The following is a 22,882-nucleotide window of genomic DNA, read 5'->3' on the forward strand; positions in this document are numbered from 1 at the left end:
TAAGCTTTTATGGGGGGGGCTGTTCTCTCAGTGTTGACGGCAACTGGCGATCGTCGCTCTGGGCTGGGCGGAATGAAGATGAAACCTTTGGCAAAGTAGTGTGTAGTTTGCTCTAAATATCAACTATTTACACATGTGTGAGGGTAGTCACTCGTATTCAATTTGTTAGTTGTGGGCGAACTTAAGTAATATGTTTGATTGTTGCGAAATTGTGTTTTACAGTTTGGTAATTCACCGTGGGGTATGGTGTAATTGGCAGCACGAGTGATTCTGGTTCATTTAGTCTAGGTTCGAGTCCTGGTACCCCAGCGAAGCGGAGCTAGTTTGCTAGTATCACTTCAAAATTGAATATCTGCCCCGTTCGTCTAGCGGCCTAGGACGTCGCCCTCTCACGGCGGTAACACCGGTTCAAATCCGGTACGGGGTACGAAATTAAGCTGGCTCAGGAAAGTTCTGAGCCAGCTTTCGTATTGCAACTGATCTTAACTCGTCAGAAATCAAGATCTAGAATGGTTTTGCGATTATTTTGGACGGCTTTCTGCGTTCTGCTGGCAGCTTTCCGTCAGGGTGCTGACCGTCATTAAGAGTGAGAAAAATATTGAAGAGCTATGTGTAGCTCGCAGCGAGGATAGCGCAATCGCGAGTCCTGTAAGAGTGCTCAGTGCTGCTGCAAGACCAAGAATAAGAATAATACTGGCAGAGAGGTCAACCTTTTTGTATTTCAATTCGTATTTTTCATTCCGCGCATTATAACTAGTTTCGGAAGTATTTCAAGAGTCAAAATTAAGTCTGGCAGACCAATCTGTTTTATCTCGTAAAGGTTATCTTTGCAGAAAAGAATATTTCGCTTCAAAAGGGAAAAGGGTTGAGATGCTTGATTCTGATCTAGTGCGCAGTTTACCGAAAGTCGTTTTGCACGACCATCTTGATGGGGGTCTGCGCGTGCAAACAGTGCTTGAGTTGGCTAGGGAGATTGACCTTGTGCTGCCAGCAGATGATCCAAGTGGGTTATCACAATGGTTTTATGATGCAGCAAATTCTGGATCCCTTCCGCGATATTTGGAAACATTTCAGATCACTGTAGCCTTGATGCAAAGTCCGCAAGCATTGCGCCGTATTGCATATGAGTGTGTGGAAGATTTAGTTGCGGACGGCGTGGTGTATGCAGAGGTTCGTTGGGCGCCAGAGCTGCATCTGCACAATATGGAGCCGCGTGAGGCGGTTGCGGCCGTCTGGGAAGGCTTACAAGAGGGGATGCGGGCAATGGCGGCTGCTGGTCACGTGATTCATGTGCGGCAGATCCTTACTGCGCTGCGGCATCATCCGCCAAGTACGCAAACGGCACAGTTGGTGATTGATTGTGCTGATTTGGGCGTAGTTGGATACGATATTGCCGGCCCGGAAGCTGGCTATCGTGCGACTGTATTTCGTGAGTCTACTGATTTGTTGCGAAAGTCTGGTTGCCATATCACAATCCATGCTGGCGAAGGTTATGGGCCTGAATCGATCCAGGATGCGATCAACTGTGGGGCAGAGAGAATCGGGCATGGGGTGCGGATTATCGAAGACGGGTCACCTTTGCCTGGTAGTACGCGCAGGCAAATCCTTGACCGTGATATTTTGCTGGAAGTATGCCCCACATCAAATCTGCAGACGGGAATTGCTTCCAGTATTTTCGAGCATCCAGTTGATCGGCTGGTAAGTGCCGGGTTCAGGGTTGGGATCAATTGTGATAATCGTCTGATGAGCCGTACTTCGCTTACTCGTGAGTTGCTGCTTTTGCATGATGCGTTTCAGTGGGATTTACTACGAATTGAGGAAGTTACTGTAGCGGCAATGGAAAGTGCATTTTGTGCGGAAGCGTTGAAAGCTGAGTTGATTCGAGATGTAATTCAGCCTGCATTTGCTGCTTTTACTGATTGCTGAATAATCACCTAAAAGGTGGGGTGCTGAAAAGAGCGGCGTGGGATAGGTTTTAGATGGAGCGGGAGTAATCTTAATTTCTACGCGTGAAATTAATAGAAGCGAAAATGTTTCCGGAAGCGGGATATTAATTCGATAGTTCGGCATAAAGCCGTTGGGCTGTGGAAGCAAGTAAGCTCACACAGCCCAACGGGGATAGATTAAAGAGAGGTCGAAAGAAGTTTCATTGCTTGTGTAGCGAAACTTTCGGGTGCATGCTGAATGTTATTTACTTGCTCCAGCTACGCCTTCTTCCGTCCAAATCTCGCTTTCAAGTTTTCCGGGTAGATACGGGTTGTCTTTCGCCACAAAATGACCTTCTGGGTTTGCTTCAAAATCCTTCAATGCGCCAAAAGCCCATTTGCCGAGCAGGAGGATCGCGACGAGGTTGATCGCCGTCATGAAGAACATTGAGGTATCGGCAAAAGTCCAAACGAATTTGATTTCTGCGAGTGCGCCGACGAAAATCGATCCGAGGGTGATTATTTTCAGGACGAAAAGTGCCGTCTTATTTGCGGTGAGGTAATCAAGATTAACTTCAGCATAGGCGTAGTTACCGATAATTGTGGAGAATGCGAAAACTACGATCAGGGCTACCATGATTGGTAAAACCCAGCTGCCAAGAGAATTTACGGCCGATGCTGCGGTGAGGGTAGAGCTTTCGACTTCCTGCCCTTCTTGGTAGACACCTGAGGAAAGAATGATGAATGCCGTTGCGGTGCAAACCACTACAGTATCTACAAAAACACCAAAACTTTGGATCAATCCCTGGCGTACCGGATGGATTGTGGTGGCAGTAGAAGCTGCATTTGGCGCCGAACCCATGCCAGCTTCGTTTGAATAGAGACCACGTTTCACGCCGTTTAGCAGAGCTGCAATAATACCGCCGGTGATACCGCTTGCGGCTTGCTGGAAACCGAATGCGGACGCGAAGATCGTGCTAAACACAGTACCAATTTGGTCGTAGTTTACTGCAAGTACGAGGAGCGAGATAGCTACGTAGAGTACTGCCATCCCTGGTGCCATCCATTCGGTTACTTTTGCTACAGACCGGACGCCACCGAAAATCGCTACAGCAGCAAAGGCGGTGATGATCAGTGCGGTGAGCCAAATTGGCACGGAATAGTATTGTTCAACGGTGACGGCAACCGTGTTTGCTTGCACCATTTCAAAGGCGATACCGTAGGTGAAGAGGAGTGCGACGGCAAAAGCTGCACCCCACTTCCACGATTTTAAGCCGCGCCAAATGTAGAAAGCCGGACCGCCACGGAATGTACCGTCGCGCCATGGCATTTTGAAGATTTGCGCCAGAACTGCTTCGATGAATGCGGTTGCCATTCCAATGATTGCTACGAGCCACATCCAGAAGATTGAACCTGCACCGCCAGTGGTGATTGCTACTGCGACGCCGGCAATATTGCCGGTACCGACGCGTGCTGCCAGCCCTACTGCGAATGCTTGGAAAGCGGAAATTCCACCGTCGTGGTCAGCTGAGCGGCGTGATCCTTTGAGTACTCCAAACATCCGTCCGAAATGCCGAAATTGCAGACCGCGAGAGCGGATTGTGAAGTATGATCCAGCGCCGACAAGGAGACTGATCAGGAACCAGCCGTAAATCCAATCGTTGATGCTGCTAAGCCAGGCAGTTAGTGCGTCCATGACCAATCCTTTACTTTTATTTTATGGATGTATTAAATGCGTGGTTTGGAACTTATTTCGCCAGGCGGAGCAGTTGAGCTTTGGGAGGATAGGAGATATTCCGATTTCGTGGATTCTGCTCGAAATTATCGAAGATAAGTTCCGCTGCTCTTTATTTTGCGGTGTTTGGCGGTGTGATTCCAAATATATTTAACGTAAGGATTGTCACGCTGTAAAGTAAAGAGATGGTAAAGGGTGTTTGGTGTGTTGAGTTTTTAAGTGCTTGTGTGCGTTTTGAGATGCACCGAGAAAGTGGAATGTGAAGAGTCTAGCTTCAGCGCAAGGGCTTTCGTTTCGAGTAATGCTAAGTTTAGGTGAGGTAATGATTCAATTTGCGAAAGATAGGATTTGCCCGTGATAAAAGCAGCAATTTTTGATATGGACGGCACGTTGATCGACACGATGCCAGTTTGGAGCAATGCAGGTGCCAATTATCTGGCACGGCTCGGAGTAGAAGTTGATCCACAGCTGGGAAAGCGCTTCTTTGAAATGACAGTATTGGAAACTGCTGAGCTGATTCGGGAAAAATTCTCAATTCAGCTTGGGGCGGAGGAGATAGTGAACGGGATTTACAAGGAAGTAGAGCGTAGTTATCGGGAGGAAGCGCCATTTAAGCTCGGAGCCGTGGAATTTGTAAAGCAACTGGCACAATCTGAAATTCCGATGTGTATCGTCTCCTCGGGATCTGCACCGCTGATTTCTGCTGCGCTGGAGCGAGCAGGAATCCGGGATTGCTTTACGAAAATATTTGGTGCAGCACAGACGGGAATCGATAAACGGCAGCCAACTATGTTTATGCAAGCTGCGGAACTGATGGGAGCTGATCCGATCCATACTTGGGTATTTGAAGATGCGCTTTACGCTGTACGAGTGGTGAAACCTTTCGGGTTTCGTACCGTTGGCATAGCAGATGAGCTTAGTGCAGCAATGGCACACCAGCTTGAACTAGAAGCTGATCTTTATTGGGAAAAATATCCAAGCGAGATCCCAGAAAAGATGCTCGGGTAGCGGATGCATTCCCAGAGCCCTAAAGAATGGCAGGTAAATATGTCGATCTGCAGATTTACGTATTTACCTAAACCATTTTGCTCTGCCAATAAATTGATATATTGATTTACGTAATGAGCTGGGTATTAATCTATATCCGCACCGTATAGCAATATTGCGGAAAAAATCTAGATTTGAAGTCAATCCAATTGAGCGAAGTTTGCGTTGTAAAGTATATTCAGATCTGAATAGCGTTAAACCGCCTCTTCGGCAATATGCTCCGTCACCAACTCGATAAAGTACCAATGACTCAGGAATATTTGCGCATCTAACTCCCATCTGAATCATACGTGCAAAGAGCCAGTAATCTTCCATGTGGTTCACATGCTCATATCCTCCGCACGCTAATACTTTGCTTGCGCGATAGACGACAGTGGGATGATTAAAGGGATCACGGAGACGTGCGACTTTTTTTATTTCGCTTGCTGTTTGAGGCATTTTCCGAATTAATCCGGGCAGTGATTCGTCAATGTTGAATTCGGTAAGAGCTGATCCTACGAGATCGTATCCCTTTTTAAAATATGGAATTTGTTTCTCAAAACGGTTTGGAAGTGAGATATCGTCAGCATCAGCACGTGCTACAGTGTCGTATTTGCATGCAGCGAGTCCCAGATTTAGTGCATGAGATAAGCCCCGATTTTGTGGAGTTTTAATTACAGTAAGTTGTGTTTTTCCAATTAATTCAGTACTTTCATCGGAGCTGGCTTTTCGTAGGAAATTTTGTATATCAGGATGAACTGGACCATCACAGACTACGACAATCTGTGTTGGGGGAAGTGTTTGCTCAATCGTTGCTGAACGAATTGCACGGATGAAAAACTCTGGCTTATCCGCGATATAGACCGGTAAGAGTACGGAAAACTTTGTCATTTAATCTTCCAATTCCGAGTATTATTGTTTTCCCATACTTGTTTTTCAAAATTGAGAACATCAATGAAAGCTGGAGTATGCTCAAACAGATGTAGGTTGGTTTGTGGGCGTTGTAATGCTGATTTACATCCTTGCAGGAAATATTTAGCTAAATCCTTACGATCTGGCGCTGTGATGAGAAGTTTTAGCCAGCGTAGTGTCGTCTTTCCTCCGTAGAGAATTTTTTCAAATAGTGTAAGTGAATTTGAAAAGCGATACATCCAAAGTTTATTTCGCACTTCGTTGAAGAATCGTTTGTTAGGTGAAGTTGCAGAGTTACCGAAAGTTTTAGTGCGATGCTCTACGCGGGCTGAATCGATGTAGAAGCCGATGCGTTTGCGCAAAATTCTTGCTGTGTACTCAAAATCGTCATTCCATAAAAAATAATCAGCTATCGGCAGACCAACTTCGCGAATTGCGTCTGCACTAAGCAATGGACCTACGAATGAGCATGTCCGGATAGGGTATGAGTGTAAATCTTTAGCTTGGATCACGAGATCGGCGGGGGCGAATGGCATTAGGCGCGGTTTGTTCATTGGGTGTTCGCGTCCGTCGATCCAATCTGCACGGCAGGCAAGTAATCCGAGTTCAGAGTTTTTTGCAGTTTTTACTGCCGGGAGTGCTGCAAGTTTCTGCCACTGAGTGAGCAGCGTTTCGAGCGTGTTGAGATGCGGGAGGGTGTCGTCGTCCATTATCCACACGTAGTCTGCTCCAATGCTGATTGCGCGGGCAATTCCAGCTGTGAATCCGCCGGCTCCGCCGAGATTTTCCGGCATTGTAATTGTTTCGGTAACGACTTTTGCGTTTGCGATTACTGTTGGAGTGGAGTCAGTGGAAGCATTGTCTACCACTACCACACCATCAAGTGCCCGAGTTTGGCGGGCTAACCGGTCAAGCATTTTCGCTAAAAGTTCGGCACGATTCCATGCGACCACGACGGCGACGACTTTTTTGTTCATATTGCGGGAACCTTATTGATGATTTTGGAGGAGAATAGTTAACGACGGGGAAAGGATTTGGCACTTTAAGAATCTGGCACTGCAAGGGCTGCAGCTGACCGCGGATCCGGATTTAAATCCCGGCTTATCGCGGATTAGGTTTTCAGGGTCAGGCTCAGGGCTTATCGGCTTAAGGGATGGGTTCAGGGATACAGGATTCGATTTCAAGGCGATAAGACTCCTGAATCTCGAAAGTTCTTAATCCTGCCCCTCCCCAAAAAATCCGAAAACACTTCACTAAAAATTTCGAAAACACTTCACCGCGAAATCCCGAAACTCATTAATTCTGTGCCACGGAAACATTTCAAGTTTCGGCAGTATCAGAGCCAGAGCTTTGCTTTTGAAAGTGCCGAACGGATTGTGTCTTCCATTCCATAATACCGGTATTCAGCCAGCCTCCCGCCGAATTTGACCTTTTCTTCTGCGAGGGAACGCTGCCGATATTGCTCGTATTTTTCGCGGTCGTCAGCGTTCTCAAGCGGATAATAAGGTTCGATTCCGCGATGCCAGGATTGTGAGTATTCTTTTGAGACTACTGTTTTTGGCTGGGTGCCGAATTCGAAGTGTTTATGTTCAATTGTGCGGGTGTATGGTGTTTGTGTGTCGGTGTAATTCATTACCGCTACGCCTTGTTTGTTATTGGTATCGAATATTTCATGTTCGAAGCGCAGTGAGCGGTAGCGTAGTTCACCGTAGCAGAAATCGTAGTATTCATCGATTGGGCCGGTATAAATCACCATATCGGCAGCAGCATCAATTTCTTCTTTCTGCTTCAGATAGTCGACACCAGTGCGGACATCGGCAGCAGCAAGCATTTTTTCAAAAATCTGCGTGTAACCGCCGATTGGAATCCCTTGATACGGGTCGCGGAAGTAGTTGTTGTCGAATGTGAAACGCAGCGGAATCCGGCGCATTACCGACGGGGGAAGTTCTTCACAAGACATTCCCCATTGCTTTTCGGTGTATCCTTCCACCAGTTTTTCGAAGATGTCTTTGCCGGCAATCGAGAGGATGTGTTCTTTGAGATTTTTCGGATCCGCGCATGGAATACATTGCGAGGCAATTTTTTCCCGGGCTTCTGCCGGAGTTTTCACACCCCAAAGCTGATAGTAGGTGTTCATGTTGAATGGCATGTTCAGCAGTTCGCCGTGATAGTTTGCCACCGGGGAGTTTACAAAGTTGTTAAATTCGCAGAATTGGTGCATATAATCCCAGATTTCTTTGTCGCTGGTGCGGAAAATATGCGCTCCGTACTTGTGCACGTTAATGTCGGCTATTTTCTCGGTGTAGCAGTTACCGCCGATATGGTCGCGCCGTTCGACTACGAGTACGGACTTGCCGAGCTTTGCTGCTTCGAATGCGATTACTGCGCCAAAGAGTCCGCTTCCAGCGATCGCGATATCGTAGTGTTTCATTTTGTCCTTCTGTTTGAGCTCAACTGGTTCAGTGGTTTCAACTGGTTCAGTGTTATGGTGCAATCATATTTTATATTTCACCCGTTTGGGTTATGGCTGCAGACGGGTGTGGAATTTTATTGCTGCCAGTTTCCGCAGACTTGTTTTCTTGTCTGCGCCCATTTTTGCGGGCTGATACGGTTTTCGGTGATACAGGCAAGCAGTTTCCAAAAGTGTCGGGTTTTTCCGGAGTACTGGTCGGCAGTGCGGTTTTGGAAAGTTTTCGGGTGCTTGAGAAGTAAATTTAAATCTTTTTTGCTCCACGGGAAGAAATACTGCGGGTTAATATTTCCGGCGCTGAATTCGGCTTTGAATGTGTGCTGGAAGTGCGGAAAGAAATCTTTTCTTCCTGCGGGTGTCAGCCGCCAATAATTCCAGATGTAGCTATCCCATTTCAAGCGGGTTTCGTATGTTTTAAGTTTTTTGTGTTTCGGGGTTGCGGGTCCGAATCCGGCAATAAAGCGTTCAATTTCTGCGAATTCTTTCGCGACGGCAAACACTTTTCCAGCGGAATGAATTGATGAGTTTTCGTTGTCTTGGCGGTAGTGAACAAAAGCATTCGGCAGCAGGCTGACTTTTTCCGCGCATGCCCAGACCTTAAATGTGAAAGATACGTCTTGGTAGCTTGCTCCGGGTGTTTCGAGGAAACGAATTTCGTGTTTAACCAGAAAATCGCGTCGGTAAATTGCCGACCAAATCGATGGCATGTACCAAAATAGTGCCGGATATTCAAGAGGTTTAATAATCTGCGGCGTATTTTTTCGAATTAAATAATTGCACCGATTGGATAGTTTTGGCGAACTCCAGTAGAAGTAGAAATTGGATTTAACGACGGGTGTCTGTGTTTTTTCGGCGTTACCGGTAAGCACAGCGAGCGTATTTGGATCCATGAAATCATCGGACTCAAGGATTGCAATATATTTTCCTTTTGCGGTGTCTAAACCGCGGTTCATTGAAGCGCCGTATCCGGAATTTTCTTTGTTAATGACGGTGATTCTCGAATCTTTTTCCGCATAGGTTTCAAGGATTTCGCTGGTTGTGTCAGTGGATCCGTCGTTAATGCAAATTATTTCGATATTCGGAAGTGTTTGCGAAAGTATTGAGTCAATGCATTCTTTGAGGTATTTTTCAGCGTTATAACAGGGGACAATCACGGATACTAGTGGAGGAAAATCTGTCATTCTTATTCCTTATGGTTAAAGTGTTGGAAATTGCCGCTGTCAGAATTTAGTATTAGAGCCAGTTTAGCGCAGCTGCGCCCGCAATGTGAGGAGCTTACTATTGCACTTCCCGGAGTAATCTGTGTGGTATTATAGCCTAGTTGTTTAGGGCGATTCGAAAATAGGAGAAGCCTGCAGCACTGATTTACAGATGCAGAAACTAGAGTAGCGCGAAGAATGGCGGTTTTTATGCATATTGCGCTGAAAAAAGATATTTATATCTTGCAGCAGCTGGTCTCAAAAGACTTCAAAATTAAATATCGACGCAGCTTATTGGGAATTGTCTGGTCGGTGTTGAATCCGCTGCTGATGATGATTGTGATGGCAATCGTTTTTTCGACGATGTTTGCTGTGGCACGTACCGGCAGTATTCCAAACTATCCGCTTTATCTGATTCTGGGTATTGTCACTTTCCAGTTCATGTCGGAGTCAACTTCGGGGGCGTTGACATCAATTGTTGGCGCGTCATCGCTGCTGAAAAAGGTGCGGATTCATCGCTGGGTATTTCCGGTGCAAAAGATTCTCTTTGGATTGGTGAATTTATCTTTTTCGCTAATTGCTGTTGCGCTGGTAATGCTGTGGTTCCAAATTATTCCCACATGGCATATTGTTTGGCTGCCGGTTTGTTTGCTGCTGCTCTCTATTTTTAATGCCGGTGTCGGGCTGGCGCTGGCAGCTGGTGATGTGTTCTTCCGTGATATCCAGCATTTGTGGGGTGTTTTTATTACGGCCTGGACTTATGCCACTCCGCTGTTTTGGAGCTTTGATATGATTCAGGGGATGAGCCCGACTCTGCAACTTATCATGAAAGCGAATCCGATGTACTCTTTCGTGATGTTTATGAGAGATATTTTCTTATACCAGCAAAGTCCAAGTGCTGCGGTGCTGCTTGCATGTACCGGTTGGGCGGCAGCTGCAATAGTATTTGGCATGATTACTTTCAAACTATCTGAACATAAGTTCATCTTATACATCTGATTATTGGAGATTTAATGGCTTATATTTCACTTCCTGCAAAGCAGCAAGGAGAGTATTCGATTGTTGTTGACGATGTTACGATGATTTTCAACATGGCATCGGAGAATATGCATAATTTGAAGGAATACTTTATCAAGTTGATGAAACGTGAGCTTTTCTTCAAAGAATTCAAAGCATTGAAGAATATTTCGTTTCAGATAAAACGCGGCGAAGTGGTCGGCTTGGTCGGTACTAATGGTTCTGGTAAATCTACAATGCTGAAAATTATTGCCGGTGTGCTTGAGCCGAGTGAAGGTACAGTGCGTGTCGGCGGCAATATTTCTCCGCTGATTGAGCTTGGTGCGGGTTTTGATTTCGAGCTTACTGCGCGGGAAAATGTTTATCTCAACGGCGCATTGCTCGGGTATTCCCGTGAGTTTATTGACGAACATTTTGACGAGATCATTGATTTTGCGGAATTGCATGATTTCGTAGATATGCCGTTGAAGAATTATTCTTCAGGCATGGTGGCGCGGATTGCTTTTGCAGTGGCGACGATTACTGAGCCGGATATTCTGATTGTCGATGAAACACTTTCAGTTGGTGATGTATTCTTCCAGCGAAAGTGTGAGGAAAGAATACAACATTTTATCGAGAATGGTGATGTTACAGTTCTTTTCGTCTCGCACTCGATGGAGCAGGTGGAGCGGATTTGCGACCGTGCAATCTGGATTGAAAAAGGCGAAATGCGGATGGATGCACCTGTGGCAGAAGTTTGCGAAAGCTATAAAAATCAATTCTAATTCAGTTTTGGTTCTCAGCAGTTTCAGAGGATAACTCATGGAGGAAAAGCGCCCGCTTGTTAGCGTTATTGTTCCAGTCTACAATTCTGCCAAATATCTTTCGAGACTATTTGCGAGTTTACTTTCGCAAACTTATGCGAATCTTGAAATTATTTGTGTAGACGATGGTTCGCAGGATGCAAGCTATGATATTTTGTGCCAATTTGCGTTGCGCGATGCACGGATAAAAACTTTCCGCAAGCGTAACTCAGGTGCGGCTGGTACTCGTAATTTTGGAATTAATGCCGCCACAGGAGATTATATTTGCTTTGTAGATTCAGATGATTTTATTGAATTGGACGCAATCAAATTGTTGGTGAATATTGCGCAGAACTCCAGTGCTGATATCGTGCTTTTTGATTTGGATAATTACAGTCAAGACTCAGGTTTGTTTGCTGCTAATGAATCAATTAATCGCAATTATGTGCCGATTCAGAAAATGTTTAATGCTGTTGACGTACCAAATATTTACAAGCATATTATTGGTTTTACCGTGAATAAGTTTTATCGAGCAGATTTTATTCGCGAAAATAAATTATTTTTCCCAAATGTAGCGGCACATGAAGATATGCCTTTCACTTATCTTGCTTTGAGTCTTGCAGACGGAATTTACTATTTTGATAAAGTGCTTTATCACTACCGTCGAGCAAACCAACACAGTGTAAGCAATACGTTGGAAACTGATTACAAGTACATGTTTAAAGCTCTCCAGCTTACTTGTGAGGAGCTGGTTGAGCACAGAATCTGGGAACAGTTTGAGAAAAATTTCATTAGCTATGTGCTGCATATGTGTAACTGGCAGTATGCACGAAAAAATGTGTTGGCACGGATTGAGTTTTTGGAAACTGCAAAACGAGTTTGGTTTTCGAAACTAGGAGTTTCCGAGCTTTTACCACAAGATGTTTACGATTTAGAAGATTATCGAATCTACGAAAAAGCGTTATTAATCGGCAAAAATCAAAACCGGATAGCTGAATTTTACCGTGGCTGCTTACGCAATCCGGTATTAACGAAAGTAGTTATTTTATTTCGCATTATTCGTGGGAAATTGGCAAGGTTTATCAAGAGTCGGCAGATATTTCGCTGATTAGCTGCCAACAGACGCAGGTAGACTGCACGTTTCAAAACAAGGTTTGCCGGGAGTACATCGGAAAAATTTGGGAAAATCATTGCGCGAATCGTGTTGAAATAGTTGTTGAAATCTTGCTTTGAACTTGAAAAACGCTGATGCATCAGCGCGTATTCGAGAAAGTAATGCAGATAAAAATAACGGACTTCGGAGCTTGCACCAGATTCTTTCAGCAAATTTTGGATGCGGCGCTGTGCAAAAATAAATTCCTGCTTTTTAAAATTATTTTTTCCTTCATCGAAAGTAATAGATCCGCTGACTCCGCGGCGATAGTAGTAGAGATGTTCGGCAAGGAGCGAGACTCGCTGGCATTTGAGCATTGCCTCAACTGAGAATATTGCGTCCTCATAGATATGATCGGGTAAGAAGCGGAACTGGTGTTCTTCGATAAATGAGCGGCGGAAAATTCGATCCCAGATTCCCATGAACTGAATCATTGCTGGGCGAGTAGCGAGTGAAAATATTTCGCCGTTGAGCTTGCGGTAAAGCTCCTGATCGCGGTATGTATCCAGTGCACCTGATGGCTGCGAATAAAGGAAATAATCAAAAATTACGATATCTGATTTCGTTTTTTCCGCATGGGCAATGGTTTTTGCAAAAAGCTGTGGATCTACGAAATCGTCACTATCGATAAAAACAATATATTCGCCAGTTGCTTTGTCTAAAGCGATATTCCGTGCCTGCGAAACTCCAACATTGTCTGTTTGATAAACTTGCAGCCGTGGGTCTATTTTCTGGTATCGGGAAAGAATATCGGCTGAAGAATCAGTTGATCCGTCGTTTACACAAATTATTTCGAAATCCTGGATTGTCTGGGTGAAAATTGTGTCAAGGCATTGTGCAAGGTATTTTTCAGTATTATGTACTGGGATGATTACGGAGATTAGTGGGTGCTTCATATCGGTCTTTTCTGTTTTTGAACGGATAGTGAATATATTATGTTATATCGCATAGTTGTCTGAATCGCGAGAGCAGATTAAGCCCGATACAGTTACGGGGTAAGCTGCCGAAAATTATGATTTGGTGATTTTCATTGGTAAGGAGTGCATGATAATGAATCCCGGCACACAAGAAGCTGCAGGTCAGCGCACCTCACGGGTGCTCTATTTTGATGTTTTAAATGTGCTTGCCTGCATTTCGGTACTCTTTTTACATTGCAATACGATGGTGCACGCATGGAATCCGGGGAAAAACTGGGCAGCAGCGCTCGCAATTGAGACGATATTTTTCTTCGCTGTCCCAATATTTTTTATGCTTACCGGAGCGACGCTGCTGCGCTATCGGGATCGTTACGATACGCAAACTTTTTTCCGGAAGCGCTTGCTGCGGATTGCGGTGCCGTTTCTTGCTTGGAGTCTAATTGCGTTTATCACGGCGAATATTGTGAATGATCGTTGGGATACGCTTAACGCCTGGAATCCAGTTTCTTTTGCAAACGGCATATTAAATAACACGATTGAGGTCACGTATTGGTTTTTCTTCCCGCTTTTTGCGATTTATCTTGCGCTGCCGGTGATTTCGCTGTTGAAAGATCAGCGCAGCGTGTTGATTTATGCTGCTGTGGCGGCTTTTATTTTGCAGTATTGTCTGCCGGTGATAATGAAGATGCTGGGAACTAATTGGAATCCTGATTTTTCCATGCCGGCTTTGGGCGGTTTTTTATTTTATCCGGTTCTCGGGTACCTGCTTGCAACGATTGATTTTGCGAAAAAATATCGGATTTTGCTCTATACAACTGCAGTTCTTTCCCTGATTTTGAAGTTTGGATACACCTTATATTATTCGGCATTAATCCAGGATGTGGATCGGACTTTCTTTGATTATCAGGTGTTCACTGCTGCTTTGCCGGCAGCCGCAATATTTGTGTGGTGTAAAAACACTGATTTTGAATGGCTGCGCAAACACCAAAATCTGTTGGCGAAAATCTCGGGATGCTCATTCGGTGTCTATCTGCTGCACAATCTGGTTTTGCAGAATATTATTTTCGGGTTTTTCGCTATTTCGCCTACGTCGGTGGTGTTACGCACAGCAGTCCCGCTGCTGCTTTATGCTTTTTGCGTCTTAGCAGTGCTGTTGTTAAAACAGATTCCAATACTGCGGAAGATTGTTCCGTAAGCCGAGCTGTACACCTGCAGCCCGGCTTAGCCGAAGGACTTGAATGCGGATCTGAAAGTTTTTCGGTTCAGCGGCGGAAGAGGAATCTGTAGGCGCGGGCAATCAGCTGATAGTGACGCGGCATATTCAGAGTATTAACCAGGATTCGATAGTCGTCCTGATGATAGAAGTACTCTGCACCTAAATCTTTCACTCCGAGTTTTTCAAACCAAGATGTCAGGCATGAATACCGAAATTCAAGTGCCGGAAATTTTTTCAGCGTTGAATTTTTCCAGGTGCACATATGGAGTACATAGCTGGCGTAGTTCTTTTGGTGAATATCCCATAAACCCAAGGATTGCAAACCTTTTTTCAGCTCAAATAACGCTTCAAGCATGTATTCGTAGTGTTTCTCGGTAGCATCGCTCAAGCTTCCGGAGCGGAATCTGCGGTAGTGATAAAAAGTTTTCGGAAGATAGTAGATTCGCGCAGCGGCGCTGAGGGCGAGATAAGTAAACGGCATATCTTCATGCGCTCCAACTTCCGGAAAATCGATTTGTGCCTGCTGCAGGTACTCGCGCCGGTAGATTTTATTTACGGTAAATCCAACCAGATATTTGTAGAAATTTTTTATTTCACTGGCAGTAAATACGCGATACATCGGGATATGTTTTTTCGAGAGCGCATAGTTTGGGTAGTAAGTTCCGAGCTGATTATCATAGTTGTCGATATCGAATACGACGGCGTCTGCTCGGTGTGTTTCGGCTGTCTGCACAAGCGTGCTGATTGTATCTGGTTCGATAAAATCATCGGAATCGACGAAGCAAAGATATTTTCCTGCGGCAACCATCATGCCAACGTTGCGGGTTTTCGCTGCGCCGGTATTGTGTTTATCGACAACAATTATTCTGCTGTCTGCGGCGGCGTATTTTTGCAGGATATCAAGACTGTGATCTTGTGAACCGTCGTTAACACAGATGATTTCTAGATTATGATAGGTTTGTGTGCGCAGTGATGTGAATAAATCGGGGAGAAAATTTGCCGAATTATATACGGGAACTACAATGCTCACTAGCGGCTTAGTCTCTGGCATAGAACCTCTTTCAGAACAAAGAAGAAACGGATCAGAAAATTAGCGGTGCAGAATTATATTTTCCGCAGATTCAGCCGCGAATCCTTTTTACAATCCGTTTAATTTTCCGAAATGCTTTTGCGGCGAATGGAGAGCGGTCGTTTACCTGGATGGTTTTTTGATGTTCTCGTACATCCAGTTCAATCGGCGCTACGGCAAGCTGTTTATCGCCAAGAGAGTCCGGGTTATGAATAACGGTTTGTAAATCGTCCCATTCAACCGGAGAGAATAGGGAAGAGTCCAATTCGTTTGCATCGTGTGCAGCGGCAAACTGCTCATGCATTAATTTTCGGAAGCTTGGCTTCAGAGGAGTATCAAGCCGATTATAATTCCACAGATAAGTCTCATATTTTTTCGCCTGTAACTGGAATTTTAGCGCTTCGCGCCGTTTTGGATATTTTGCGAGGAATTTTTCGAATGATTCGTATTCATCGCTCACACAAAATACTTTTGCTCCGGATTTTACTGAAGAGTTCGCATTATCGACACGATAATTCAGGAATGCTTCACGCATGAAAACTACTTTTTCTGCGGCTGCCCAAACTTTAAGTAAGAAACCAGTATCCTGGTACGAAGCTCCTGGTGATTCGAGGAAAGTAATCTGGTGTTCTTTAATAAAAGAATTTTTGAAAATTGAGGTCCAAATTGCGGGGCTGCCCAGAAGTACTCCCGGATAGTCTGCAGGGTTAAACGCGGTATAGTATGGTGCTTTTGCAAGCGTTAAAACGTCAATCACGTTGAAAGCTGAACCGTTGCCGCTCATTGCAAAATAGTTTGAACGCACTACTTCCGCGTTGTTCTGCACGGCTTGTGCATAGAGTTTTTCGAACATTTCCGGGCGGGCAATATCGTCTGATTCGACTATTCCGATATATTCACCGCGTGCGCGTTCAAAACCCCGGTTCATTGTGTGCCCGTAACCCGCGTTTGCTTTATTGATAATAATGATTCTTGAATCTTTTTCCGCGTATTCTTGCGCGATTTCCAACGAGTTATCGGTCGAACCGTCGTTTACGATGATAATCTCAATATCCTGCAGCGTCTGATTTATCACCGAGTCAAGGCAGGGACGGAGGAACTGGGAAACATTGTAAACCGGAATAACGATTGAAACTTTTGGGTGCATAAGAATATCCGTATCTAACCGATGAGTATTTCTTCCAACAATATCACGCAACGAAAAATCTCGACCATATGGATGTATATATCGAAGTTTTCCGTTCAGGTTTTGAAAATGAAACGTTCGAAGCGAACCTGCTTAGTCACGCATAAAAAGTTTGCGGTAAGCGCAGCGCGTCGCAGGATTAAACGCAATCTTTTCGAGTATCTTGTTTCTTGCAAGTTTTTCTCCGGCTGCTTTCACTGCAGACTGCAGCTCGGATGGAATTTCCGTTTGCAAACCCAAAGCAGGTATTTTAATTTGCTGCGGATCAAAATCACGGTTTCGGCAGTAAGTCAGATAATTCCATTTTTCACCAGCCCACATGTGCAATCGGGGATTTGTGGCAGCTAAAAATTCGTCAAAACTTTTTGCTCGGCAGAATCCGCGCTCACGGTCTGCATCCCAAATCAAACTTAATATGAAATGAGATTCAATTACCCGTTTCAAAATTGCGCGCATGTAGTTTTCCTGCCCTTTGCCCATAACTGGAATTTTTTCTGCGTAATACGAGAGGATTCGCCGAATTACCCGGTCGTGGTGGTCATAGCGGGAGACGAAGTTATCGGGATTTATGCTCTGATCGGCATTTCCGACGGCATAACGATAAACATATTCAGGAGTAAACATCACGGTTTTGATATCCGGAATCGGGAAGAGAATAAACTCAACATCCACATAGAAAGTGTGTTCTTGCAGCTGAAAATCGGCTTTGCGGAGAACTTCGGTTTTCACCATCATTGAAGCCATTGTGAAGTATTCATTGGTAAAATCTTCGGCAGCGAAATGGAAGATTTGATAGTCTTTCTGTCCGCCATTTTTCTCCCAATTAACAGTATGCCCATCAGAGATGTAGACCTGTTTGTAATTTGTTGATATGAGGTCTGGGAAGAGCTGTTTCTTTTCGATGTTCTGTATCAATGCGGCAAAATCGCGGCTGTCAACCCAGTCGTCGCCGTCAACTACCCGGAAATAGGTTCCAGTTGCTGCTTTGAGCGCCGCATTAATAGTTGAACCGTGACCGCCGTTTTGTTTTGTAATAACTTTCACGATATGCGGGTATTTTTCCGCGTACGCACGTGCAATTGTCTCGGATGCATCCGGCGAACCGTCAATCACTACAATCACTTCAAGCTTATTTGCTTGGGTGCAGCTGACGAAAGAGTGCAGGCAGCGGTCAAGGTATGCTTCAACATTGTACGCTGGCACACAAATCGTAATCAGCTTCGTCATATTGGTACTATCCGTTTCTGCTGCTGAAACTTCCGGCCAGATATTGCGGGTAAAGCTGCGTTCTTTCGCAAGGCAGGCCTGTTCAATTTCCGCATCGTATTTTTCGGCTACCGTTTGTGCACTAAACTTCCGGCGGTATTCTTCGGAAATTTCTGGTGTGATTCGCCCTTCAGCAATATCTGCAAGAATTAATGCAATTTCGGTAATTTGATTTTGTTTTACACAAACACCGCCTGCACGGCGAATAATCTCATAGGCGGGAGTGCCGATGCCGGTTAATCCGAGAATTGGGGTGTTTGTTCCAAGATAGTCGGCAATCTTTCCCGCGAAATATACTGAACCGCCAAAGTCAGATAAAAATTTAAAATCAGCATCAATATGAAGCAGCCAGTCAGATTCTTTCATGATTGCGAGACTCGTGAGGTAATCAACGCTAGGCTGAATGCTGATGTGATCGTAAAGATAGTAATTGTAAATCAAGGTGCGGATTGTTTCAGTCACGTTTCCCACAAAGTTAACATGCAGCTTTTCTAATGATTCGGGATGATTTAGCCGCAAAAAATTCATTGCCCGCACAATTGGTTCAAGGCTGCGCACCGAATCGGAATGACCAAGGAACGAGAGTGTAGTTTTCCCTGCAGCTGCTGCCGGGAAAGTGAAGTTTGCTGATTCGGGGTAAAGTGCGGGGTCAAAGGAGTGCGGTACCGTCAGTACACGCGGTCGGCAGCGGGAATCAAGCACATAAGATTTCAGAGTATCGCTGGGAAAAATAACCGCATCCGCTTTTGCGATTGCAGTATCTTCAATTTCTTTCAGCGCACACATTTTTCGGATTTCGCTGCTTTCATGTTCAGTCCATGACGCGGTTCCCGTATGCAGGGCGAGCTGGAAATCTTTTTTCTCCGGTGCCGTGAGCTGCGGATTTTCCAGCACCCACGCCTTGATATCATATGGAGATTTCCCAATCGGATCAGCAATTGAAGCGACCCAAGGAATATCAGGGTATTTTTCTTTGATTTTCTTTGCGACTTCAATACTTTCCGCCGGCATTGAACGGGTCATAATTGCGTCGTAATGTTCAGTTTTATGCAGTTCACTAAATTTTTCGACAGCTGCTGCTACCCATTCGGAAAATTCACTGGTTTCAATCGGGAAAGTTCGGATGTTCTCAGCTTCAAGCGGAAGAACATGCTGGTAGCTCCAGAGACTGCTCGATGAACAGCAGACGTCATAATGATGGCGTGAATTACGGAAGAGTTTGTACGTCACGATTCCTTCAGATGAAGTTGCCGGAGGAAAAAACCAGCTTGCAACGAAGAACTTCATATTCCAACTCTTTCTAAAACTAGATCTGTTTTTCTTTTATCAAATATTCTGTTCAGGTTTCGCTTCAGATAAAGAAACCCTTGAAATTCGGCAGCGCATCGTAAATTATATGTGAATTTACGATGCTGCGTTATCCTGATGACTCGCGAGCAGTATTTGTGCAATTCGTTCACTCGCATGACCGTCGCCGTAGGGGTTAATTGCTTTACTCATTTTCTCGTATGCAGTTTCGTCTGCGAGGAGCGTGGCTGCAATATCGGCGATTTTTCGGGTACCGACACCGGCTACCACGGCGGTACCTGCGGTTACCGCTTCCGGCCGTTCAGTTTCAGTGCGCAATACGATTACCGGCTTCCCAAGATGCGGGGCTTCCTCCTGCAGCCCGCCGGAATCAGTCATCACAAGTTTTGCCCGCGCCATTGCATTGTGCATATCCTGCACGTCAACCGGATCAGTGAGTGTAATCTGCGGATTGTCTGCGAGTTTTTCCCAAACAGTATCGCGTACTGCAGGATTCAAATGTACCGGATAAATTACCCGTACCTGCGGGAAAGTGCGGCAAATTTCAATAATTGCATCACAAATCTGTGCGAGCGGTTTCCCGAGATTCTCACGGCGATGCGCAGTGAGTAAAATAGTTGGCTGTGTGAAATCGTGTGCTTTCAGCTGTTCGTTTTTGAAAACATAGTTTTCTTTCACTGTGTACTGGAAAGCGTCGATTACCGTATTTCCGGTTACGTACACATTATCGGTAATTGCTTCTTTTGCAAGTGCAGCTTGATTTCCAGCCGTCGGAGCAAAAAACACATTCGCAAGGCTGGAAATAAGTTTCCGGTTCATTTCTTCCGGGAATGGAGAATAGCGGTCATAGGTGCGCAAGCCGGCTTCAACGTGCCCGACGGGAATCATATTGTAAAATGCAGCCATCGCTGCTGCCATGCTCGTGGTAGTATCGCCGTGCACAAGCACAATATCCGGTTTGCATTCATCAAGCACTTCCGGAAGTTTTTCAAGCACAGCGGTAGTGATTGAAGTAATCGTTTGCCGGGGTTTCATAATTGCCAAATCGTAATCTGGGGTAACGCCGAAGATTTCGAGAACTTGATCCAGCATTGAACGGTGTTGTCCGGTTACGCATACGAGAGATTCGATTCCATGTGTTTTTTGCAGCTCAAGCACGAGCGGACACATCTTAATTGCTTCGGGCCGAGTGCCAAACACAGAGAGAACTTTCATTATTGATCTTTCTATCCATCCGGTTGTTTGTTATTTACTTGTCCTTATTATAATTGATGTCAGGAAGAGTAGCGGTGATATTTCCGGCAAAGTTAGTTCCTGCCGGGTAAGGTATGCGGGGCAGCTGATATTTGCAAAATATTCTCAGGAGCAGCCGGATTCTGATTATCCTGCGAAATACTTACATCAGGCATGTTGGTTTGAAACTGTATTTTGTGTCTATATGTGATTTAAGTTTGTTCGTGTTTTCAAAATCGAGTTTACTGGCGGGTGCACTCTGGTTTGCGAAGCAGTCTGGTTTACGAAGCAATCCGATGGTTATTTTGCTGTCAGCAGTTTGGGAAACGTAAATTTCATGAGTATTTTGCATATATGGGTGATATAGTTACGTGAAATGGGTATATCTTATAATTTAGATACAGTATTTAGATAAGATTTTCCGGACAAACACTGGTGGGTAAGAATCTGATGAACATTGATCTTTTGGTAGTCGGCTCGGGGCTTTTTGGGCTGACGGTAGCAGAGCAGATGGCAAATCGCGGCATAAAAACAGCAATTATTGATTCACGCTATCATATCGGCGGTAATGCTTACTCTGAAAAAGATCCAGAAACAGGGATCGAAGTACACAAATATGGCGCACACCTTTTCCATACTTCAAACCAACGAGTTTGGGAATACGTAAATCGGTTCACTTCATTCACAGATTACGTGCATAAGGTGTATACGACGGTAAATGGGGAAGTTTTTCCAATGCCGGTAAATCTTGGCACGATCAACCAATTCTTCCGCAGTGCTTATACACCAGATGCTGCCCGTCAGCTCATTAGCGAGCAGGCGGCAGAGATTGATCCAACTAATGTATCTGATTTCCAGTCAAAAGGGATTTCCCTCGTCGGCCGTCCGCTCTTTGAAGCCTTCTTCCAAGGATACACTGCAAAGCAATGGCAAACTGATCCAAAAGATTTGCCGGCATCAATCATTTCCCGGCTGCCGGTACGTTTTAACTATGATAACCGCTATTTCAATGATCGTTGGGAAGGTCTGCCTACCGACGGTTACGCTGCCTGGCTTGAACGGATGGCGCAGCACCCGAATATTGAAGTACACTTAAATACCGACTTCTTCGACGAATCCCAGCCGTTCAACAAGAAAGCAGCCGTTGGGAATGTGCCAGTCGTTTACACTGGTCCAATTGATCGCTATTTTGCCTATTCTGCCGGTGAACTCGGCTGGCGTACCATCGATCTTGATCTGAAAGTGCTTCCCGTCGGAGATTTCCAGGGTACTTCCGTGATGAACTACGGTGATTTAGCGGTTCCATATACTCGGATCCACGAATTCAAACACTTCCATCCAGAACGCACCGAATACCCGGAAGATAAAACTATTATCGCCTACGAATACTCGCGTTTTGCGCAAAAAGGCGACGAGCCATATTATCCAATAAACAAAAATGCAGACCGCCAAATGATGCTCAAATACCGTGATCTTGCAGCAGCAGAAGAAAACGTGCTTTTTGGCGGACGGCTTGGATCATACAAATACCTTGATATGCACATGGCGATCGGGTCGGCTCTCAGCCGTGTAGATAACGTGATTGCACCATTTTTCGCTGGCGAAATAGCGCAGCTAAAACTTCCCGGCAGCGGGATCGAAGACTAATTCAGCTCGTATCAGAAATAACTTACCTGTTACATCATGATTTTGGATGGTGATGAAAAGTTCAGATGTGTAAACTGCTGAACTTTTTCAGAACTCGCAAAGAGAACTCGCTGCGCGTAAAATTAGGGGAGACAATTAGTTTATTTCAAGATAAATCATGCTAAATCATGCAATCTACACAGAAGCGAAAATACGCTGAAAGTGCATGAGCACAAGCTCTGATTTACGAGACGGGAGCAGGCATGGCTCATAATTCGCCGCAATGCCCAATTAGATTTGGTGAGCCATGCACACTGTGTCAAGCTTATGTGACAGGTCCAGAAGACTGCCAAACCGTTGCACTCGTAATGAGTGATCCCTGGTTACGCGAAGAATGGGCAGCGCGCAGACGCGAATATAATGCGAAAAAACGCGCAGCACGCGAAGCTACAAAAACAATCCCGATTGGTCCAACACCCGATCCTGCTCACAACTGAAACCGTCGTTAGAAAGGAACCACAATGGCAGAAAAAATACAAGTATACGGTGCAGACTGGTGCGGCGACTGCCGCCTAGCAAAGAAAGTACTCGGGCAATTAGCAGCCGAATACGAATGGTACGATGTAGCCGCCAGCGAAGAATTAAAAGATAAAGCGATCGAAATCTCTGGGCAGATGCGCATCCCCGTGGTAGTTTATCCTGACGGAACCTTCCAAGTTGAACCGTCAGCTACCGATTTGAAACAAAAAGTAGCCCAGCTATGAAATAGCATCCTGATCAAATCTGAGTGAATATTCAATTTTGGAGTATTTACTAGCATCGCATGTGCTCCTGCCAGCGAA

The 22,882-nt window shown here is 45.1% G+C and carries 19 protein-coding genes and 2 tRNA genes; 11 read left to right on the forward strand and 10 right to left on the reverse strand.

All coding sequences use genetic code 11. From position 1 onward, the window contains the following. Window positions 1–237: 237 nt before the first annotated feature. The 3 genes from J2S36_RS00520 (at window position 238) to J2S36_RS00530 (ending at window position 1,926) form a co-directional block, all read left to right on the forward strand. Window positions 238–309, forward strand: a tRNA-Gln gene (locus tag J2S36_RS00520). A 45-nt stretch (window positions 310–354) separates the two neighbouring features. Beyond that, a tRNA-Glu gene (locus tag J2S36_RS00525) sits at window positions 355–427 on the forward strand. Between the two features lie 443 nt (window positions 428–870). Continuing rightward, window positions 871–1,926 (forward strand): adenosine deaminase, encoded by a 1,056-nt coding sequence (locus J2S36_RS00530; protein ID WP_309954491.1) that lies wholly within the window; start codon window positions 871–873, stop codon window positions 1,924–1,926. Window positions 1,927–2,187: 261 nt separating this feature from the next. On the opposite strand, the gene J2S36_RS00535 is transcribed toward J2S36_RS00530, so the two are convergent. Continuing rightward, on the reverse strand, window positions 2,188–3,621 hold the full coding sequence (locus J2S36_RS00535) for an alanine/glycine:cation symporter family protein (protein WP_309954492.1): 1,434 nt from the start codon (window positions 3,619–3,621) through the stop codon (window positions 2,188–2,190). Window positions 3,622–4,014: 393 nt separating this feature from the next. Between J2S36_RS00535 and J2S36_RS00540 the strand changes: the two genes are divergently transcribed. Beyond that, window positions 4,015–4,668, forward strand: coding sequence for an HAD family hydrolase (locus J2S36_RS00540; RefSeq protein WP_309954495.1), 654 nt, complete (start codon window positions 4,015–4,017; stop codon window positions 4,666–4,668). Between the two features lie 63 nt (window positions 4,669–4,731). On the opposite strand, the gene J2S36_RS00545 is transcribed toward J2S36_RS00540, so the two are convergent. The 4 genes from J2S36_RS00545 to J2S36_RS00560 form a co-directional block, all read right to left on the reverse strand. Further along, on the reverse strand, window positions 4,732–5,577 hold the full coding sequence (locus J2S36_RS00545; protein ID WP_309954497.1) for a glycosyltransferase: 846 nt from the start codon (window positions 5,575–5,577) through the stop codon (window positions 4,732–4,734). Continuing rightward, window positions 5,574–6,575 carry a glycosyltransferase gene (locus J2S36_RS00550; RefSeq protein WP_309954499.1) on the reverse strand — a complete coding sequence of 334 codons (1,002 nt, stop codon included), beginning with the start codon at window positions 6,573–6,575 and terminating at the stop codon, window positions 5,574–5,576. The genes J2S36_RS00545 and J2S36_RS00550 overlap by 4 nt, the downstream gene beginning before the upstream one ends. A gap of 359 nt (window positions 6,576–6,934) precedes the next feature. Next, window positions 6,935–8,029, reverse strand: a complete 1,095-nt coding sequence (gene glf / locus J2S36_RS00555; RefSeq protein WP_309954501.1) for a UDP-galactopyranose mutase — start codon at window positions 8,027–8,029, stop codon at window positions 6,935–6,937. Between the two features lie 116 nt (window positions 8,030–8,145). Continuing rightward, entirely contained in the window at window positions 8,146–9,249 is a 1,104-nt protein-coding gene (locus J2S36_RS00560) for a glycosyltransferase family 2 protein (protein WP_309954503.1), read from the reverse strand. Between the two features lie 216 nt (window positions 9,250–9,465). Between J2S36_RS00560 and J2S36_RS00565 the strand changes: the two genes are divergently transcribed. Genes J2S36_RS00565 through J2S36_RS00575 form a run of 3 tightly spaced genes read left to right on the forward strand, consistent with a single transcriptional unit; the run spans window position 9,466 to window position 12,174 of the window. Continuing rightward, window positions 9,466–10,266: an ABC transporter permease gene (locus J2S36_RS00565; protein ID WP_309954505.1), complete on the forward strand. Its 801-nt coding sequence runs from the start codon at window positions 9,466–9,468 to the stop codon at window positions 10,264–10,266. Window positions 10,267–10,280: 14 nt separating this feature from the next. Beyond that, window positions 10,281–11,048, forward strand: a complete 768-nt coding sequence (locus J2S36_RS00570; RefSeq protein ID WP_309954507.1) for an ABC transporter ATP-binding protein — start codon at window positions 10,281–10,283, stop codon at window positions 11,046–11,048. 37 nt (window positions 11,049–11,085) lie between these two features. Next, the gene (locus J2S36_RS00575; RefSeq protein WP_309954509.1) at window positions 11,086–12,174 is read left to right on the forward strand and encodes a glycosyltransferase family 2 protein; all 1,089 of its coding nucleotides are present in this window, start codon (window positions 11,086–11,088) and stop codon (window positions 12,172–12,174) included. On the opposite strand, the gene J2S36_RS00580 is transcribed toward J2S36_RS00575, so the two are convergent. Beyond that, the gene (locus J2S36_RS00580) at window positions 12,066–13,151 is read right to left on the reverse strand and encodes a glycosyltransferase family 2 protein (RefSeq protein WP_510183387.1); all 1,086 of its coding nucleotides are present in this window, start codon (window positions 13,149–13,151) and stop codon (window positions 12,066–12,068) included. The genes J2S36_RS00575 and J2S36_RS00580 overlap by 109 nt on opposite strands. A gap of 112 nt (window positions 13,152–13,263) precedes the next feature. Between J2S36_RS00580 and J2S36_RS00585 the strand changes: the two genes are divergently transcribed. Next, the gene (locus tag J2S36_RS00585; protein WP_309954513.1) at window positions 13,264–14,331 is read left to right on the forward strand and encodes an acyltransferase; all 1,068 of its coding nucleotides are present in this window, start codon (window positions 13,264–13,266) and stop codon (window positions 14,329–14,331) included. Window positions 14,332–14,398: 67 nt separating this feature from the next. On the opposite strand, the gene J2S36_RS00590 is transcribed toward J2S36_RS00585, so the two are convergent. From J2S36_RS00590 to wecB, 4 genes are all read right to left on the reverse strand, one after another. Then, window positions 14,399–15,403, reverse strand: a complete 1,005-nt coding sequence (locus tag J2S36_RS00590) for a glycosyltransferase family 2 protein (protein WP_309954515.1) — start codon at window positions 15,401–15,403, stop codon at window positions 14,399–14,401. Between the two features lie 70 nt (window positions 15,404–15,473). Continuing rightward, complete coding sequence (locus J2S36_RS00595) at window positions 15,474–16,568, reverse strand: glycosyltransferase family 2 protein (protein WP_309954517.1); 1,095 nt, start codon at window positions 16,566–16,568, stop codon at window positions 15,474–15,476. Window positions 16,569–16,700: 132 nt separating this feature from the next. Next, a complete protein-coding gene (locus J2S36_RS00600; RefSeq protein WP_309954520.1) occupies window positions 16,701–19,160 on the reverse strand; it encodes a glycosyltransferase in 2,460 nt (819 codons plus the stop codon). A gap of 117 nt (window positions 19,161–19,277) precedes the next feature. Beyond that, complete coding sequence (wecB, locus tag J2S36_RS00605; RefSeq protein WP_309954522.1) at window positions 19,278–20,396, reverse strand: non-hydrolyzing UDP-N-acetylglucosamine 2-epimerase; 1,119 nt, start codon at window positions 20,394–20,396, stop codon at window positions 19,278–19,280. A 468-nt stretch (window positions 20,397–20,864) separates the two neighbouring features. Here wecB and glf (J2S36_RS00610) point away from each other — a divergent pair, with 468 nt between their 5' ends. The 3 genes from glf (J2S36_RS00610) (at window position 20,865) to J2S36_RS00620 (ending at window position 22,804) form a co-directional block, all read left to right on the forward strand. Continuing rightward, window positions 20,865–22,061, forward strand: coding sequence for a UDP-galactopyranose mutase (gene glf / locus J2S36_RS00610; RefSeq protein WP_309954524.1), 1,197 nt, complete (start codon window positions 20,865–20,867; stop codon window positions 22,059–22,061). 242 nt (window positions 22,062–22,303) lie between these two features. Next, window positions 22,304–22,537 (forward strand): DUF6767 domain-containing protein, encoded by a 234-nt coding sequence (locus J2S36_RS00615; RefSeq protein ID WP_309954526.1) that lies wholly within the window; start codon window positions 22,304–22,306, stop codon window positions 22,535–22,537. A 24-nt stretch (window positions 22,538–22,561) separates the two neighbouring features. Next, complete coding sequence (locus J2S36_RS00620) at window positions 22,562–22,804, forward strand: glutaredoxin domain-containing protein (protein ID WP_309954528.1); 243 nt, start codon at window positions 22,562–22,564, stop codon at window positions 22,802–22,804. Window positions 22,805–22,882: the final 78 nt, after the last annotated feature.

It is taken from the genome of Arcanobacterium hippocoleae (genome assembly GCF_031456295.1).
GTDB classification, from domain to species: domain Bacteria; phylum Actinomycetota; class Actinomycetes; order Actinomycetales; family Actinomycetaceae; genus Arcanobacterium_A; species Arcanobacterium_A hippocoleae.

What these genes read in the sequence shown, in the direction of transcription:
- J2S36_RS00530 (WP_309954491.1), top strand. Translation starts at nt 871, where the DNA reads ATGCTTGATTCTGATCTAGTGCGCAGTTTACCGAAAGTCGTTTTGCAC.
- J2S36_RS00535 (WP_309954492.1), bottom strand. Translation starts at nt 3,621, where the DNA reads ATGGACGCACTAACTGCCTGGCTTAGCAGCATCAACGATTGGATTTAC.
- J2S36_RS00545 (WP_309954497.1), bottom strand. Translation starts at nt 5,577, where the DNA reads ATGACAAAGTTTTCCGTACTCTTACCGGTCTATATCGCGGATAAGCCA.
- J2S36_RS00550 (WP_309954499.1), bottom strand. Translation starts at nt 6,575, where the DNA reads ATGAACAAAAAAGTCGTCGCCGTCGTGGTCGCATGGAATCGTGCCGAA.
- glf (WP_309954501.1), bottom strand. Translation starts at nt 8,029, where the DNA reads ATGAAACACTACGATATCGCGATCGCTGGAAGCGGACTCTTTGGCGCA.
- J2S36_RS00560 (WP_309954503.1), bottom strand. Translation starts at nt 9,249, where the DNA reads ATGACAGATTTTCCTCCACTAGTATCCGTGATTGTCCCCTGTTATAAC.
- J2S36_RS00565 (WP_309954505.1), top strand. Translation starts at nt 9,466, where the DNA reads ATGGCGGTTTTTATGCATATTGCGCTGAAAAAAGATATTTATATCTTG.
- J2S36_RS00570 (WP_309954507.1), top strand. Translation starts at nt 10,281, where the DNA reads ATGGCTTATATTTCACTTCCTGCAAAGCAGCAAGGAGAGTATTCGATT.
- J2S36_RS00575 (WP_309954509.1), top strand. Translation starts at nt 11,086, where the DNA reads ATGGAGGAAAAGCGCCCGCTTGTTAGCGTTATTGTTCCAGTCTACAAT.
- J2S36_RS00585 (WP_309954513.1), top strand. Translation starts at nt 13,264, where the DNA reads ATGATAATGAATCCCGGCACACAAGAAGCTGCAGGTCAGCGCACCTCA.
- J2S36_RS00590 (WP_309954515.1), bottom strand. Translation starts at nt 15,403, where the DNA reads ATGCCAGAGACTAAGCCGCTAGTGAGCATTGTAGTTCCCGTATATAAT.
- J2S36_RS00595 (WP_309954517.1), bottom strand. Translation starts at nt 16,568, where the DNA reads ATGCACCCAAAAGTTTCAATCGTTATTCCGGTTTACAATGTTTCCCAG.
- J2S36_RS00600 (WP_309954520.1), bottom strand. Translation starts at nt 19,160, where the DNA reads ATGAAGTTCTTCGTTGCAAGCTGGTTTTTTCCTCCGGCAACTTCATCT.
- wecB (WP_309954522.1), bottom strand. Translation starts at nt 20,396, where the DNA reads ATGAAAGTTCTCTCTGTGTTTGGCACTCGGCCCGAAGCAATTAAGATG.
- glf (WP_309954524.1), top strand. Translation starts at nt 20,865, where the DNA reads ATGAACATTGATCTTTTGGTAGTCGGCTCGGGGCTTTTTGGGCTGACG.
- J2S36_RS00615 (WP_309954526.1), top strand. Translation starts at nt 22,304, where the DNA reads ATGGCTCATAATTCGCCGCAATGCCCAATTAGATTTGGTGAGCCATGC.
- J2S36_RS00620 (WP_309954528.1), top strand. Translation starts at nt 22,562, where the DNA reads ATGGCAGAAAAAATACAAGTATACGGTGCAGACTGGTGCGGCGACTGC.